Consider the following 15582-nt stretch of genomic DNA (forward strand, 5'->3'; position numbering starts at 1 on the left):
AGCCGGGCGCTCGGGGGAGCGTTTGCCAGCTGTATGGCCTGGACCTGGAAAATAAGTGAGAATGCGGGCCACTGGCGGCCGGCAAATCGCGCCTATCATATCCAAGATTCGTCACTAGCTTAAGGCCCAAGGTGCAAATGAAACGATCTGCTTTCTTTATTTCCGACGGCACCGGCATCACAGCCGAAACCCTCGGCCAAAGCCTCCTGGCGCAGTTCGAAAACATTACCTTCAGCAAATTCACGCGTCCGTACATCGACAACGTGGATAAAGCGCGGGCCATGGTACAACAAATCAACAAAGCCGCCGAAACCGACGGTTTCCGGCCGATTATCTTTGACACCATCGTCAATCAGGACATCCGTGAGATCCTCGCCACGTCCAATGGTTTCATGATCGACATTTTCTCGACCTTCCTGGCGCCGCTTGAACAGGAACTGACCGAGCATTCTTCCTACACCGTCGGCAAATCCCACTCCATCGGCACCAACTCCAATTACATGGAGCGGATCGAGGCGGTGAACTTCGCCCTCGACAATGACGACGGCGCGCGCACGCATTATTACGACAAGGCCGACCTCATCCTAGTGGGCGTGTCGCGTTGTGGTAAGACACCGACGTGCCTGTACATGGCGATGCAATTCGGCATCCGCGCGGCCAACTACCCGCTGACCGAAGACGACATGGAACGCCTGCAACTGCCCACCGCCCTGCGCGCCCACCAGCACAAGCTGTTCGGCCTGACCATCGACCCGGATCGTCTCACCGCGATCCGCAACGAGCGCAAGCCCAACAGCCGCTATTCGAGCTACGCCCAGTGCGAGTTTGAAGTGCGCGAGGTGGAGAACCTGTTCCGCCGGGAGAACATTCCGAACATCAACTCCACGCATTTTTCGGTGGAAGAGATTTCGGCGAAAATCCTGGTGGAGAAAGGGGTGGAGCGGCGGTTCAAATAGTTCTGCGGCGCCCGTTATAGCGCATTCGCGAGCAGGCTCGCTCCCACAGTTGATCTCCAGTTGACACAAAGTTTGTGTACGACAGAGATCCACTGTGGGAGCGAGCCTGCTCGCGAAGAACGATTACACGGTCTCTGCCAATGCCCTCGCCAATGCTTCAAACCCCTGCAGCAACAACCGATCATCCCCCGCCGAATGACACACACTCGCCCGAATGAATTGCGGCACTGCGGCATGCCCGACCGCAAACGCCTCCGCGGTGGCCACCAGGTAATTGTTCTGCTTGAGTTCCGCCGCAATCTGCGATGCTCGCCACGGTTCGGGTACTTCAATCCAGAAGTGTGGGCTGTGGGGATGAGTCTTGTACCCGACCTCTTCTAACATGGGGCAGACCAAACGCTTGCGGCGACTGATTTCAGTAATCTGCTGCCCCAGCAACTGCTCGGCGATACCGTTTTCGATCCACGCCGTCGCCAGCTCCATCGACAGCGGACTCGCCATCCAGCACGTCCCGCGCACCGCCGCGCTCAAACGTCCGATCAACGGTTGCGGCGCATGCAGATAACCCGCCCGTAAACCCGCCGAAACCGCTTTGCTCAGACTGCCGATCAACACCGAACGCTCCGGGGCAAAGTGGCTCAAGGGCAACGGACGCTGCTGCGCGAGCACGGCGTGGGCTTCGTCCTCGATGATCAGCAGATTATGTTGGCGACAGACCTCGGCAATCGCCTCACGTCGTGGGACGGACATCACCGCCGCCGTAGGATTCTGGAGGGTCGGCGTGCAGTACACCGCCGATACCCGATGATGCTGGCAAACCTCCGACAAAGACTCGGGCAACAATCCTTCGTCATCCATCCCGACACCGATCAGCTTGATGCCGAGCATGCGGGCGACACTGATCAGCCCGGGGTAAGTCAACTGCTCGGTGACCAGAGTGTCGCCGGGCTTGAGCAGCGCCATCAACACGCAGAGCAAGCCGTGCTGGCCGCCATTGACGCAAATAACCTGCTCGGCGCTCGGTACGAAGGCCTGATGCCGCAGCCAATGGGCACCTGCCGCACGATGGCGCGGCAACCCGGCATCGGCCGTATAACCGCTAAGCAGTTGCAAGGTGTATGGATCGCTGGCCAAGGCCTGCAGGCTTTGACTCAGAAAAGCGCCTTCCCGCCCCGGAATCGGCTGATTCCGACTCATATCGAAGTAAGGCTGTGGGTCGTCGCTGACATTGCGAAAGCCGCCATCCCGCACCCGCTCCATCCCGCGCTGACGCACATAGGTGCCATCTCCTACACGAGCCACGACCAACCCTACCCGTTCCAGTTCGCCATAGGCACGGCTGATGGTGCCGATGGTCACTCCCAGGCTGTCCGCTAACAGACGATGGGGCGGCAGCTTGCTGCCGGGTTCGATCAAACCTTCGCCGATACTCTTTTCCAGGGCTTCGGCGAGGCGCTTGTACTTCACGCCGCGCCCCTGAGCCAGGCCTTCGCGCAAGATTGACACCGTGGCAATACTTACTTTGACAGTCATTTCCATCCCGAATAGCGTGCTGAAAACAGGTTCAATCAGGGATAGACCTATTTGGTAACGGGGTCAATTTCGACGACGAAGGAGCACGATCATGTCCACGGCCCTCAGCGCCTTTTCCAGTATCCGAAAACCGTGGCTGGCCGGAGGGGTCACCAGCGTGCTGTTCCTGATCGTTTGCCTGAGTTGGGGCACGACGTGGCTGGGCATCAAGATTGCCGTCGAAAGTGTGCCCCCGCTGACCGCCGCCGGGCTGCGTTTTCTGATCGCCTTTCCGCTGTTTTTGAGCTTCGCCCTGCTGCGTCGCGAGCCGCTGCTGTTTCCCCGGCAAAGCCGCTGGTTTTTCGTGTTCGTCACCCTGTCGTATTTCAGCCTGCCGTATTACTTGCTCAACTACGGCGAGATGCACGTGTCGTCCGGCCTGACCGCGCTGCTGTTCAGCTGCATGCCGGTGTTCATCCTGCTGTTTTCCGCCGTGTTTCTGCGGCAGAAAATCTACCCTTCGCAAGTGATTGGCATCGCCATCGGTTTTGGCAGTCTGTTCATGATTATCCGCAGCCAGGGGCTGCACCTGGACCATGCCGAATTATTCGGGGTGCTGGCGATTCTGGCGGCGGCGGTCATGCACGCGCTGTGTTACGTCATCACCAAGAAGCAAGGCAGTGCGATCAGTGTGATTACTTACAACACGCTGCCCATCGGCCTGGCCGGTTTGATGCTGTTTGTGGCGGGACTGAGCGTTGAGGCTCCGGTGTTCGATGACATCACTGCGCGTTCGTGGGGCGCCTTGCTGTATCTGGGACTTGTGGCCTCGGTGGGCGGGTTTATCGTTTACTTTTTGCTGCTCAAACGCTTGAGTCCGATCATTCTGTCGTTCGTGTTTATTATTTTTCCGGTGTTCGCGGTGGTGATTGGCGCGTGGTATGAGGGGCACAGTCTGACCCGGGAGTTGATGGGGTATTCGGCGGTGTTGCTGACCGGGTTTGCCATCACCAAATTACCCGTCGAAAAATGGCTCAAGGGTTGACGCCGGCCGCCCCTGCAGGAGCCAGGCTGCCGGCGAAGGCGTCTTCAAATACGCCGTCGCCAGCAAGTCGGATCGCCGCCCCCCTGTCTTTTGCAGGAATTCGTGTCAGATCACGAACAGGTCGACGAAGCGATTGACCGGGGTTGCCTCCAGCGCAGCCTGATCCTTGCACAACGCAAAAATCTCCGCACTGCGCTGGGCGGTGAAGCGCGTCGCCAGGTTGGCCTTGAACTTGTCCTCCAGCAACGGAATGCCATCGGTGCGGCGACGGCGATGCCCGATCGGATATTCCACCACGACCTTCTCGGTGCTGGAGCCGTCCTTGAAAAACACCTGGATCGCGTTGGCGATGGAACGCTTGTCCGCCTCCAGGTACTCGCGGGTGTACTGCGGGTCTTCGACGATGACCATTTTCTCGCGCAATACATCAATGATCGGGTGCGCCGCGTGGAAACTGTCTTCGTACTGCTCGGCGACCAGATTGCCGAAAGCCAGCGGCACCGCCGTCATGTACTGAATGCAGTGGTCGCGGTCGGCAGCGTTGGCCAGCGGGCCCACCTTGGAAATGATCCGGATCGCCGACTCGTGGGTGGTGATGACGATTTTGTCGATCTCATGCAGACGATTTCTAACCTGTGGATGAAGCGTCACTGCCGCTTCGCAGGCGGTTTGTGCGTGGAATTCAGCGGGGAAACTGATTTTGAACAGCACGTTTTCCATCACGTAGGTGCCGTATGGGCGGGAGAAGCTGAAGGCGCGTTTGTCTTCGGGCTTGAGCGCCAGATCGTTGTTGGTGTGGCTGAACAATACATCGTAAAAGCCCCACTGCTTCGCCGTCAGCACGCCGGGAATACCCATCTCGCCGCGCACCGCCATGTCCGCCAGGCGCACACCGCGACTGGACGCATCGCCCGCCGCCCAGGACTTGCGCGACCCGGCATTCGGCGCATGCCGATACGTGCGCAGCGCCTGGCCGTCGGCGAAGGCGTGGGACAACGCTGACAGCAACTGCTCGCGATTGGCGCCCATGAGTTTGGCGGTGACGGCGGTCGAGGCGACTTTCACCAGGATGACGTGATCGAGCCCTACCCGATTGAAGGAGTTTTCCAGTGCGATCACGCCTTGAATCTCGTGGGCCATGATCATGGCTTCGAGCACTGCGCGAACGGTCAGCGGCGCATCGCCATTGGCCAGACGCTTTTGCGACAGGTGATCGGCCACTGCAAGAATGCCGCCGAGGTTATCGGACGGATGGCCCCATTCAGCGGCGAGCCAGGTGTCGTTGTAGTCGAGCCAGCGCACGATGCAGCCGATGTCCCAGGCCGCCTTGACGGGATCGAGCCGGAATGGGGTGCCTGGCACGCGTGCACCGAACGGGACGATGGTGCCTTCCACGATAGGGCCCAGGTGTTTGGTGCATTCGGGGAAGCGCAGGGCCAGCAGGCCGCAGCCGAGGGTGTCGATCAGGCAGTTGCGGGCAGTGTCGAGCGCTTCGGCGGACTCGATCTTGAAGTTGAGGACGTAATCGGCAATGTCCTGCAGGACGGTGTCGTAGTCGGGGCGGTTGTTCAGGTCGACGTTGGCGCTCATGTTCGATTCACTCTTGAAGTGGTTCGTTGATGGGACCTCGGTTCAGGGATCAATCTCGATGGGTTACAACATTCTTATTGTTGAAATCGGACCTGTAGGAGCCAGGCTTGCCGGCGAAGGCGATCTTGAGGGCGCCTTCGCCGGCAAGCCTGGCTCCTACAGGCGTTAGATGTTGTTAGAAGGAATCGCCCGGCACGCGGACGTAACCTTCCATCAACACCCGCGCACTGCGGCTCATGATGGCCTTGTTCACTTTCCATTCACCGTTCACCAGGCTAGCTTCAGCGCCCACCCGCAAGGTGCCGGACGGATGCCCGAAGCGCACGGCATTGCGTTCGATTCCACCCGCCGCGAGGTTGACCAAGGTGCCGGTAATCGCCGCTGCCGTGCCGATGGCAACGGCCGCCGTGCCCATCATCGCGTGGTGCAATTTACCCATCGACAACGCACGTACCAGCAGGTCGACATCCCCTGCCGCAATGGCTTTGCCGCTGGACGACACGTAGTCCGCCGGCTTTGCCACAAAGGCCACCTTAGGTGTGTGCTGACGCTTGGCCGCTTCGTCCAGGTCCTTGATCAAGCCCATGCGCAACGCGCCATAAGCACGGATCGTCTCGAACATCAGCAGCGCTTTCGGATCGCCATTGATCGCCCCCTGCAACTCGGTGCCGGTGTAGCCAATGTCTTCGGCATTGACGAAAATCGTCGGGATGCCGGCATTGATCATGGTTGCCTTGAAGGTCCCGACGCCGGGCACTTCCAGGTCATCCACCAGATTGCCGGTGGGGAACATCGAACCGCCGCCACCCTCTTCTTCCGCGGCAGGGTCCATGAATTCGACCTGCACTTCAGCGGCGGGAAAGGTCACGCCGTCGAGTTCGAAATCGCCGGTTTCCTGCACTTCACCGTTAGTGATCGGCACGTGGGCGATGATGGTCTTGCCGATGTTGGCCTGCCATACACGCACCACGGCGATGCCGTTCTGCGGAATGCGGCTGGCGTCCACCAAACCATTGCTGATGGCGAACGAACCGACCGCTGCCGACAGGTTGCCGCAATTACCGCTCCAGTCGACGAAAGGCTTGTCGATCGAGACCTGACCGAACAGGTAATCGACGTCGTGATCAGCCTTGGTGCTTTTCGACAGGATCACGGTTTTGCTGGTGCTGGACGTCGCGCCGCCCATACCGTCGATTTGCTTGTCGTAGGGGTCGGGGCTGCCGATCACGCGCAGCAACAAGGCATCGCGCGCCGGGCCGGGAATCTGTGCCGCTTCGGGCAGGTCTTTGAGGCTGAAAAACACGCCTTTGCTGGTGCCGCCGCGCATGTAGGTGGCGGGGATTTTGATCTGAGGTGCGTGAGCCATGATGGTCCTTTTAGGATCGAGCGGGACCGCAGGGTCCCGCCCGAACTCATCGTGTTAAACGGCAACCGCCGATTCTTCGAGGAAGTCCTGAGCGAAACGCTGCAACACGCCGCCGGCCTCGTAGATCGACACTTCTTCAGCGGTGTCGAGGCGGCAGGTCACCGGCACTTCGACGCGTTCGCCGTTCTTGCGGTTGATCACCAGCGTCAGTTCGGCACGCGGCGTGCGCTCACCGATCACGTCGTAGGTTTCGCTGCCGTCGATGGCCAGGGTGTGACGGTCGGTGCCCGGCTTGAACTCCAGGGGCAACACGCCCATGCCCACCAGGTTGGTGCGGTGGATGCGCTCGAAACCTTCAGCGGCAATCGCCTCGACACCCGCCAGACGCACGCCCTTGGCCGCCCAGTCGCGGGACGAACCCTGACCGTAATCGGCACCGGCAATGATGATCAGCGGCTGCTTGCGCTCCATGTAGGTTTCGATGGCTTCCCACATGCGCATCACTTTGCCTTCCGGCTCGACGCGAGCGAGAGAACCCTGCTTGACCTTGCCGTTTTCCTGAACCATTTCATTGAACAGTTTCGGGTTGGCGAAGGTGGCGCGTTGCGCGGTCAGGTGGTCGCCACGGTGAGTCGCGTAAGAGTTGAAGTCCTCTTCCGGCAAGCCCATTTTCGCCAGGTATTCACCCGCCGCGCTGTCCAGCATGATCGCGTTCGACGGCGACAGGTGATCGGTGGTGATGTTATCCGGCAGCACCGCCAATGGGCGCATGCCCTTGAGCGGACGTGCGCCGGCCAGCGCGCCTTCCCAGTACGGCGGACGGCGGATGTAAGTGCTCATCTCGCGCCAGTCGTACAGCGGCGTGACTTTCGGGCCGGTGTCTTCATGGATGGCGAACATTGGAATGTAGACCTGACGGAACTGCTCCGGCTTGACCGACGCCTTGACCACGGCGTCGATTTCTTCGTCGCTCGGCCAGATGTCTTTCAGGCGGATTTCCTTGCCTTCGGCGTCCAGGCCCAGCACATCTTTTTCGATGTCGAAACGGATGGTGCCGGCGATGGCGTAAGCAACCACCAACGGCGGCGAAGCAAGGAACGCGTTCTTGGCGTACGGGTGAATCCGGCCGTCGAAGTTGCGGTTACCGGAGAGCACGGCGGTGGCGTACAGGTCGCGGTCGATGATCTCTTGCTGGATCACCGGATCCAGCGCACCGGACATGCCGTTACACGTGGTGCAAGCGAACGCCACGACGCCGAAACCAAGTTGCTCCAGCTCAGTCGTCAGGCCGGCTTCGTCCAGGTACAGCGCCACGGTTTTGGAACCCGGCGCCAGGGACGATTTGACCCACGGCTTGCGGGTCAGGCCGAGCTTGTTGGCGTTGCGCGCCAGCAGGCCGGCGGCAATCACGTTGCGCGGGTTACTGGTGTTGGTGCAGCTGGTGATGGCGGCGATGATCACCACGCCATCCGGCATCTGGCCAGGAACGTCGTCCCACTGACCGGAGATGCCTTGGGCGGCGAGATCCGAGGTGGCGACGCGGGCGTGCGGGTTGCTCGGGCCGGCCATGTTACGCACGACGGTGGACAAGTCGAACGTCAGGCCGCGCTCGTATTGCGCGCCTTTCAGGCTGTCAGCCCACAGGCCGGTTTGCTTGGCGTAGTTCTCGACCAACTGCACCTGCTCGTCTTCACGGCCGGTGAGTTTGAGGTAGTCGATGGTTTGCTGGTCGATGTAGAACATCGCCGCCGTGGCGCCGTATTCCGGGGCCATGTTGGAGATGGTTGCGCGGTCGCCGAGGGTCAGCGCGGCGGCGCCTTCACCGAAGAATTCCAGCCATGCGCCGACCACTTTTTGCTTGCGCAGGAACTCGGTCAACGCCAGCACCATGTCGGTGGCAGTGATGCCCGGTTGCAGCTTGCCGGTCAGTTCAACGCCGACGCTTTCCGGCAGACGCATCCACGACGCACGGCCGAGCATCACGCTCTCGGCTTCCAGACCACCGACACCAATGGCGATCACGCCCAGTGCATCGACGTGCGGGGTGTGGCTGTCGGTGCCGACGCAAGTGTCGGGGAACGCCACGCCGTCACGTACCTGGATCACCGGAGACATTTTCTCCAGGTTGATCTGGTGCATGATGCCGTTGCCCGGTGGAATCACATCAACGTTCTTGAAGGCCTTTTTGGTCCAGTTGATGAAGTGGAAACGGTCTTCGTTGCGACGGTCTTCGATGGCGCGATTCTTCTCGAACGCCTCCGGGTCGAAGCCTCCGCGCTCGACGGCCAGGGAGTGGTCGACGATCAACTGCGTCGGCACCACCGGGTTCACTTGCGCCGGGTCACCACCTTGCAGGGCGATGGCGTCACGCAGGCCGGCGAGGTCGACCAGCGCGGTCTGGCCGAGGATGTCGTGGCACACCACGCGAGCCGGGAACCACGGGAAGTCGAGGTCGCGTTTGCGCTCGATGAATTGCTTCAGGGATTCGGTGAGCGTGGCCGGGTCGCAGCGACGTACCAGGTTTTCCGCCAGCACGCGAGAGGTGTACGGCAGAGTGTCGTAGGCGCCAGGCTGGATGGCCTCGACAGCCGCGCGGACGTCGAAGTAATCCAGATGGCTGCCGGGCAGCGGTTTACGGAATTCAGTGTTCATCGTCAGGACTCGGTCACGGTAGTTTCAAAAGGTGGGGCCTGGCACAGCACCTGAAATGCACACAATCCACTGTGGGAGCGAGCCTGCTCGCGATAGCGGTCAATCAGTCGACATCCATTTTGAATGTCAGTCCGTCATCGCGAGCAGGCTCGCTCCTACAGGGATCTGCGTAGAGTTCAGATCCCGGTGCAGGCCTTCACCATTCAGCGTTGTTCGATTGGCACGAACTTGCGCTGTTCGACGCCGACATACTCGGCGCTCGGGCGGATGATGCGGTTGTTGGCGCGTTGTTCGAACACGTGCGCCGCCCAGCCGGTCAGGCGCGAGCAAACGAAGATCGGTGTGAACAACTTGGTCGGGATGCCCATGAAGTGGTACGTCGATGCATGGTAGAAGTCGGCGTTCGGGAACAGTTTCTTCTGTTCCCACATGGTCGCGTCGATGGCTTCGGAAACCGGGAACAGCACGGTGTCGCCCACTTCTTCAGCGAGTTTTTTCGACCAGCCCTTGATCACTTCGTTACGCGGATCGTTGTCTTTATAGATCGCGTGGCCGAAGCCCATGATCTTGTCCTTGCGCGCCAGCATGCCGAGGGTGCCCTCGACGGCCTCTTCAGGCGACGAGAAGCGCTCGATCATTTCCATCGCCGCTTCGTTGGCACCGCCGTGCAGAGGGCCGCGCAACGAACCGATGGCCGCGGTGACGCAGGAATACATGTCCGACAGCGTCGAGGCGCACACCCGTGCGGTGAAGGTCGAGGCGTTGAACTCGTGTTCCGCGTAGAGGATCAGCGAAACGTTCATCACCTTGACGTGCAAATCGCTCGGTTTCTTGCCGTGCAGCAAGTGCAGGAAGTGGCCGCCGATGGATTGTTCGTCGCTCACGCAGCTGATGCGCTTGCCGTCATGGCTGAAGCGATACCAGTAGCACATGATCGCCGGGAACGCGGCGAGCAGGCGGTCGGTCACGTCGTGTTGTTCGGAGAAGTCTTTCTCCGGCTCGATGTTGCCCAGGAACGAGCAACCGGTGCGCATCACGTCCATCGGGTGGGCGTCGGCAGGAATGCGTTCCAGCACTTCTTTGAGCGCTTGCGGCAGGTCGCGCAGCTTGCCCAGTTTGCTGATGTAAGCGGCGAGTTGTGCCTTGGTCGGCAATTCACCGTAAAGCAGCAGATAAGCCACTTCTTCGAATTGCGCGTCGGCTGCCAGTTCGCGAACGTCGTAGCCGCGATAGGTCAGGCCTGCGCCCGATTGGCCCACGGTGGACAGAGCGGTTTGCCCGGCAACCTGGCCACGGAGCCCGGCGCCACTGAGTACTTTTGCTTCGGCCATTGCTGTCTCCAGTTTTTCTTGAATTTGTCAGGGAAACTTGTAGGAGCGATGCTTGCTCGCGAAAGCGCTGATCAGACGACATTAATGTGAATGTCAGTGCGTCTTCGTCGGATCGCCGCCCAGAGCAAGCTTCGCTCCTACAGGGCTTTCGTTACTTCTTCGCGGCAAACAACGCATCGAGCTTCTGCTCGAAGGTGTGGTAGTCGATGCGATCGTAGAGCTCCATGCGGGTCTGCATGGTGTCGATCACGTTCTGTTGCGTGCCGTCGCGACGGATTGCGGTGTAGACGTTTTCCGCCGCCTTGTTCATCGCGCGGAAAGCGGACAGCGGGTACAGCACCAGCGACACATCGGCAGCGGCGAGTTGCTCGGTGGTGTACAGCGGCGTCGCGCCGAATTCGGTGATGTTAGCCAGGATCGGCGCTTTCACGCGGTTGGCGAACAGCTTGTACATGTCCAGTTCGGTGATGGCTTCCGGGAAGATCATGTCGGCGCCGGCTTCGATGCAGGCGGCGGCGCGATCCAGCGCGGATTCCAGACCTTCCACTGCCAGGGCGTCGGTGCGAGCCATGATCACGAAGCTGTCATCGGTGCGCGCATCGACGGCGGCCTTGATCCGGTCGACCATTTCCTGCAGCGACACGATCTCTTTATTCGGACGGTGACCGCAGCGCTTGGCGCCGACCTGATCTTCAATATGAATCGCCGCCGCGCCGAACTTGATCATCGACTTGACGGTGCGCGCGACGTTGAACGCCGAGGAACCGAAACCGGTGTCCACGTCCACCAGCAGCGGCAGGTCGCACACGTCGGTAATGCGACGCACGTCGGTCAGCACGTCATCCAGGCCGGTGATGCCCAGGTCCGGCACGCCGAGGGAGCCGGCAGCCACCCCGCCACCCGACAGGTAAATCGCCTTGAAACCGGCGCGCTTGGCCAGCAGCGCGTGGTTGGCGTTGATCGCGCCGACCACTTGCAGCGGATGTTCGCTGGCGACCGCATCGCGGAAACGCTGGCCTGGAGTGCTCTTGTTGGAACTCATGACTCACCTCGTTCAGTGGCTGTCTGGTTAGCGCCGTCCTGGTAGTGACGGGCGATATTGCGTTTGGAGGCGCCGATGTGACGGCGCATCAACAACTCGGCGAGCTCACCGTCACGGTCGGCGATGGCGTCGAGAATTCGGTGGTGCTCGGCAAAGGCCTGGTGCGGGCGATTGGGCGTGGTGGAAAACTGGATGCGGTACATGCGCACCAGTTGGTAGAGCTCGCCGCACAGCATCTGCGTCAGGGTGCGGTTGCCGCTGCCCTGGATGATCCGGTAGTGGAAATCGAAGTCGCCTTCCTGCTGGTAATAGCCAACGCCGGCCTGAAACGCCTCATCGCGCTCGTGGGTTTCGAGGACCCGGCGCAGTTCGTCGATTTCTTCGACGGTCATGCGTTCGGCCGCCAGCCGACAGGCCATGCCTTCGAGGGATTCGCGAATCTCGTAGAGCTCCAGCAGCTCGGCATGGCTCAGCGAAACCACCCGCGCCCCGACGTGCGGTACGCGGACCAGCAGGCGCTGGCCTTCCAGTCGATGGATCGCCTCGCGCAACGGCCCGCGGCTGATGCCGTAGGTGCGTGCCAGCTCCGGCTCGGAGATCTTGCTGCCCGGGGCGATCTCGCCTTTGACGATGGCCGCCTGAATGCGGCGGAAGACGTTTTCGGAAAGCGTCTCCGACTCGTCTTGCGTAACCACCGGGGGATCGAGTTGATCCAGCATATTGTCGACACCTTGAAAGCCAATGCCGCAAAAACTAGCGAAAACAGCCGCAACAGTCAAAGGATAAATAGGTATTGTCGACAATCGTCTAATAACCGACTGCACCACAACAAAGCAGCCCTTCTGTTTATAGCCCCCCGCCAGCGCTGGCGCCATAAACCCACCGTGCTAGAATGCCGCCCGCATTTGTCTGTGACATCTGCACGGCTTGTCATAAATAGTTGATAGGCATACGAGGGAGCTTGCGCAGCGATGCCAGGGCCTTGAATTGAAGTACGGACCGCTGCGCACCAGGATTTATGAGACTCAAGCCCCTCCCGACATTCCTTTATCTTCTTTGCCTGCCCGGTTTCGCCGTGGCGGGGGAAAAGACCGTGTACGGCCTCAACGAGTATGCTTCCCTGGACGGCATCAACCTGGAAGTCGCCGCCAAACTCGACACCGGGGCGAAAACAGCGTCCCTGAGTGCCCGCGACATCAAACGTTTCAAACGCAATGGCGAGTCCTGGGTGCGCTTCTATCTGGCCATCGACGCAGCGCATTCGCACCCCATCGAACGGCCACTGGCCCGCGTCAGCAAGATCAAGCGTCGTGCCGGCGACTACGACCCGGAAGAGGGCAAGAAGTACACCGCCCGTCCGGTGATCGAGCTGGATATCTGCATGGGTTCGGCTTTACGCAGTATCGAAGTGAACCTAACCGACCGTAGCGCCTTCCAATACCCGCTCTTGATCGGCTCCGAAGCGCTGAAACGCTTCGACGCGCTGGTCGACCCCAGTCTTAAATACGCTGCTGGCAAACCCGCCTGCGCCACCGACGCACATACCGCAGAGTAATTCCAATGCGCGCTCTTACCCTCCATCTGAAACTGCTGATCGCCATCCTGGTGGTGCTGGGCATTTCAGTTACGGCCTATCAGATTTTCGTGCTCGGCATTCCCGTGACCGAGGACGCCACCGACGACTTGTGGAATATCGACGCCAAGGTCGAGTTCGTCGCCAGTGCCAAAGACCCGGTCAAGATCCAGATGTTCGTGCCGCCGCTGAGCCGCGACTACGTCAGCCTCAACGAGAGTTTCATTTCCAATAACTACGGCGTGGCCGTAAACCGTGTCGACGGCAACCGCAAGGTGACCTGGTCGGCGCGCCGGGCCAAGGGCAACCAGACCCTTTATTACCGCCTGGTGCTGACCAAGCGCTACACCGGCGAAAAATCCAAGGTCAAGGGCCCGACCTTCCGCGACAGCATCGCCGTCGAAGGTGCGGAAAAAATCGCCGCCGAAGCCTTGCTCGCGCCGATCCGCCAACACTCGGCCGACGTCGAAACCTTCATCGGCGAAGCCATCAAGCGTGTCAACAATCTCAACGATGACAACGTGAAGCTGCTGCTAGGCGGCGATACGTCCCCCGGGCACAAGGCGAAAATCGTCGAGCTGGTCCTGTCCATCGCCCACGTGCCGGTGGAAAAGGTCCACACCATCCGTCTAGTGGCCGATCAGCCGCAAACGCCGGAACTCTGGCTGCGCAGCTTCAACGGCACCGACTGGCTGTACTTCAACCCGGAAACCGGCGAACAAGGTCTGCCGTCCGACCGCCTGCAGTGGTGGACCGGCGACGAAAGCCTGATCACCGTCGATGGCGGCAAGAAAGCCAACGTGACGTTCAGCCTGAACAACAGCGAAATGAACGCGATTCGACTGGCCAAGCTGACCGACGAAAACACCGACGCCAACTTCCTCGAATACTCGCTGTACGGTTTGCCCCTGCAAACCCAGCAGACCTTCATGATCATGGTGATGATCCCGATCGGCGTGCTGGTGATCCTGATCCTGCGCAACCTGATCGGCCTGCAGACCCTCGGCACCTTTACCCCGGTGCTGATCGCCCTCGCCTTCCGCGAAACCCAGCTTGGCTTCGGCATCGTGCTGTTTACGGTCATCACGGCGCTCGGGCTGTCACTGCGCTCCTACCTTGAACACTTGAAGTTGCAGATGCTGCCGAGGCTGTCGGTGGTGCTGACCTTCGTGGTGGTGCTGATCGCGGCGATCAGCCTGTTCAGCCATAAACTCGGCCTGGAACGCGGGCTGTCGGTGGCGCTGTTCCCGATGGTGATTCTGACCATGACCATCGAACGCCTGTCGATTACCTGGGAAGAACGCGGTTCCGGGCATGCGATGAAAGTGGCGATCGGTACGCTGTTTGCCGCCTCCCTGGCGCACCTGATCATGAGCGTGCCGGAGCTGGTGTACTTCGTGTTCACCTTCCCGGCGATCCTGCTGATCCTGGTGGGTTTCATGCTGGCGATGGGGCGTTATCGCGGTTACCGCCTGACCGAACTGGTGCGCTTCAAGGCTTTCCTCAAGAAGGCTGACTCTTGATGTTCGGCTTCTGGAAGACCTGGAAGGCCCTGGAAGCCCGGGGCATCATGGGGATCAATCGGCGTAACGCGGACTACGTGCTCAAGTACAACAAGCGCAGCCTGTACCCGATTGTCGATGACAAGATCATCACCAAGGAACGCGCGATCGCCGCCGGTATTCATGTGCCGGAACTGTACGGCGTGATCTCCACCGAGAAGGAAATCGATAACCTCGACAAGATCATCGGCGAGCGCACCGACTTCGTGATCAAACCGGCCCAGGGCGCGGGCGGCGACGGCATCATTGTGGTTGCCGACCGTTTCGAGGGCCGCTATCGCACGGTGTCCGGCAAGATCATCAGTCATGAGGAGATCGAGCACCATGTCTCCAGCATCCTCACCGGCCTGTATTCCCTGGGCGGTCACCGTGACCGCGCACTGATCGAATACCGCGTGATCCCGGACCAGATCTTCAAAAGCATCAGCTACGAAGGCGTCCCGGACATTCGCATCATCGTGTTGATGGGCTATCCGGTGATGGCGATGTTGCGCCTGCCGACGCGCCAGTCCGGCGGCAAGGCCAACCTGCACCAGGGCGCTATCGGCGTCGGCGTCGACCTCGCAACCGGGCAGACGCTGCGCGGCACCTGGCTGAACAACATCATCACCAAACATCCGGACACCACCAACGCGGTGGACGGCGTGCAACTGCCCTACTGGGACGGTTTCATGAAACTCGCTGCCGGCTGTTATGAGCTGTGCGGGCTGGGCTACATCGGTGTCGACATGGTGCTCGACCAGGAAAAAGGCCCGCTGATTCTTGAGCTCAATGCCCGGCCCGGGCTAAACATCCAGATTGCCAACGATTGCGGCCTGACGCTGCGCACCCATGCGGTTGAAGCGCGGCTGGAAGAGCTGAAAGCGCGCGGGGTTGTTGAGTCGGTTCAGGAGCGGGTCGAGTTTGTTCAGGAGATGTTTGGGCATATTCCTGCCGTCGAAGGCTGATCCGAA

At 60.4% G+C, this 15582-nt stretch carries 12 protein-coding genes; 5 read left to right on the plus strand and 7 right to left on the minus strand.

From position 1 onward, the window contains the following. Window positions 1–137 precede the first annotated feature (137 nt). Window positions 138–956, plus strand: coding sequence for a pyruvate, water dikinase regulatory protein (locus tag RHP74_RS21255; protein ID WP_077748193.1), 819 nt, complete (start codon window positions 138–140; stop codon window positions 954–956). Window positions 957–1079: 123 nt separating this feature from the next. On the opposite strand, the gene RHP74_RS21260 is transcribed toward RHP74_RS21255, so the two are convergent. Further along, window positions 1080–2489 (minus strand): PLP-dependent aminotransferase family protein, encoded by a 1410-nt coding sequence (locus RHP74_RS21260; RefSeq protein ID WP_311096248.1) that lies wholly within the window; start codon window positions 2487–2489, stop codon window positions 1080–1082. A 136-nt stretch (window positions 2490–2625) separates the two neighbouring features. Between RHP74_RS21260 and RHP74_RS21265 the strand changes: the two genes are divergently transcribed. Beyond that, entirely contained in the window at window positions 2626–3513 is an 888-nt protein-coding gene (locus tag RHP74_RS21265) for a DMT family transporter (protein ID WP_162179701.1), read from the plus strand. A gap of 105 nt (window positions 3514–3618) precedes the next feature. On the opposite strand, the gene prpD is transcribed toward RHP74_RS21265, so the two are convergent. From prpD to RHP74_RS21295, 6 genes are all read right to left on the minus strand, one after another. Further along, window positions 3619–5103 carry a 2-methylcitrate dehydratase gene (prpD, locus tag RHP74_RS21270; protein WP_311096249.1) on the minus strand — a complete coding sequence of 495 codons (1485 nt, stop codon included), beginning with the start codon at window positions 5101–5103 and terminating at the stop codon, window positions 3619–3621. A gap of 175 nt (window positions 5104–5278) precedes the next feature. Continuing rightward, complete coding sequence (gene prpF / locus RHP74_RS21275; RefSeq protein WP_010456542.1) at window positions 5279–6469, minus strand: 2-methylaconitate cis-trans isomerase PrpF; 1191 nt, start codon at window positions 6467–6469, stop codon at window positions 5279–5281. A 54-nt stretch (window positions 6470–6523) separates the two neighbouring features. Further along, the gene (gene acnD / locus RHP74_RS21280) at window positions 6524–9121 is read right to left on the minus strand and encodes a Fe/S-dependent 2-methylisocitrate dehydratase AcnD (protein ID WP_311096250.1); all 2598 of its coding nucleotides are present in this window, start codon (window positions 9119–9121) and stop codon (window positions 6524–6526) included. Between the two features lie 203 nt (window positions 9122–9324). Further along, window positions 9325–10452, minus strand: a complete 1128-nt coding sequence (gene prpC / locus RHP74_RS21285; RefSeq protein ID WP_077748190.1) for a 2-methylcitrate synthase — start codon at window positions 10450–10452, stop codon at window positions 9325–9327. A 151-nt stretch (window positions 10453–10603) separates the two neighbouring features. Then, a complete protein-coding gene (gene prpB / locus RHP74_RS21290; RefSeq protein WP_010456549.1) occupies window positions 10604–11494 on the minus strand; it encodes a methylisocitrate lyase in 891 nt (296 codons plus the stop codon). After that, the gene (locus RHP74_RS21295; protein WP_010456551.1) at window positions 11491–12213 is read right to left on the minus strand and encodes a GntR family transcriptional regulator; all 723 of its coding nucleotides are present in this window, start codon (window positions 12211–12213) and stop codon (window positions 11491–11493) included. Before RHP74_RS21295 ends, prpB begins: the two co-directional genes overlap by 4 nt. Before the next feature lie 299 nt (window positions 12214–12512). Here RHP74_RS21295 and RHP74_RS21300 point away from each other — a divergent pair, with 299 nt between their 5' ends. Genes RHP74_RS21300 through RHP74_RS21310 form a run of 3 tightly spaced genes read left to right on the plus strand, consistent with a single transcriptional unit; the run spans window position 12513 to window position 15576 of the window. Beyond that, entirely contained in the window at window positions 12513–13049 is a 537-nt protein-coding gene (locus RHP74_RS21300; RefSeq protein WP_010456553.1) for an ATP-dependent zinc protease, read from the plus strand. 5 nt (window positions 13050–13054) lie between these two features. After that, window positions 13055–14590 carry an inactive transglutaminase family protein gene (locus RHP74_RS21305; RefSeq protein ID WP_311096251.1) on the plus strand — a complete coding sequence of 512 codons (1536 nt, stop codon included), beginning with the start codon at window positions 13055–13057 and terminating at the stop codon, window positions 14588–14590. Next, on the plus strand, window positions 14590–15576 hold the full coding sequence (locus RHP74_RS21310) for an alpha-L-glutamate ligase-like protein (RefSeq protein ID WP_200666717.1): 987 nt from the start codon (window positions 14590–14592) through the stop codon (window positions 15574–15576). Before RHP74_RS21305 ends, RHP74_RS21310 begins: the two co-directional genes overlap by 1 nt. The last annotated feature ends 6 nt before the right edge of the window (window positions 15577–15582 follow it).

The organism is Pseudomonas sp. SG20052 (assembly GCF_031766055.1).
Lineage (GTDB): Bacteria > Pseudomonadota > Gammaproteobacteria > Pseudomonadales > Pseudomonadaceae > Aquipseudomonas > Aquipseudomonas mandelii.

Excerpts from the sequence above, each read along its gene's own strand:
- RHP74_RS21260 (WP_311096248.1), bottom strand. The coding sequence starts at position 2,489 with ATGACTGTCAAAGTAAGTATTGCCACGGTGTCAATCTTGCGCGAAGGC.
- prpD (WP_311096249.1), bottom strand. The coding sequence starts at position 5,103 with ATGAGCGCCAACGTCGACCTGAACAACCGCCCCGACTACGACACCGTC.
- prpC (WP_077748190.1), bottom strand. The coding sequence starts at position 10,452 with ATGGCCGAAGCAAAAGTACTCAGTGGCGCCGGGCTCCGTGGCCAGGTT.
- RHP74_RS21295 (WP_010456551.1), bottom strand. The coding sequence starts at position 12,213 with ATGCTGGATCAACTCGATCCCCCGGTGGTTACGCAAGACGAGTCGGAG.
- prpB (WP_010456549.1), bottom strand. The coding sequence starts at position 11,494 with ATGAGTTCCAACAAGAGCACTCCAGGCCAGCGTTTCCGCGATGCGGTC.
- prpF (WP_010456542.1), bottom strand. The coding sequence starts at position 6,469 with ATGGCTCACGCACCTCAGATCAAAATCCCCGCCACCTACATGCGCGGC.
- RHP74_RS21305 (WP_311096251.1), top strand. The coding sequence starts at position 13,055 with ATGCGCGCTCTTACCCTCCATCTGAAACTGCTGATCGCCATCCTGGTG.
- RHP74_RS21300 (WP_010456553.1), top strand. The coding sequence starts at position 12,513 with ATGAGACTCAAGCCCCTCCCGACATTCCTTTATCTTCTTTGCCTGCCC.
- RHP74_RS21310 (WP_200666717.1), top strand. The coding sequence starts at position 14,590 with ATGTTCGGCTTCTGGAAGACCTGGAAGGCCCTGGAAGCCCGGGGCATC.
- acnD (WP_311096250.1), bottom strand. The coding sequence starts at position 9,121 with ATGAACACTGAATTCCGTAAACCGCTGCCCGGCAGCCATCTGGATTAC.
- RHP74_RS21255 (WP_077748193.1), top strand. The coding sequence starts at position 138 with ATGAAACGATCTGCTTTCTTTATTTCCGACGGCACCGGCATCACAGCC.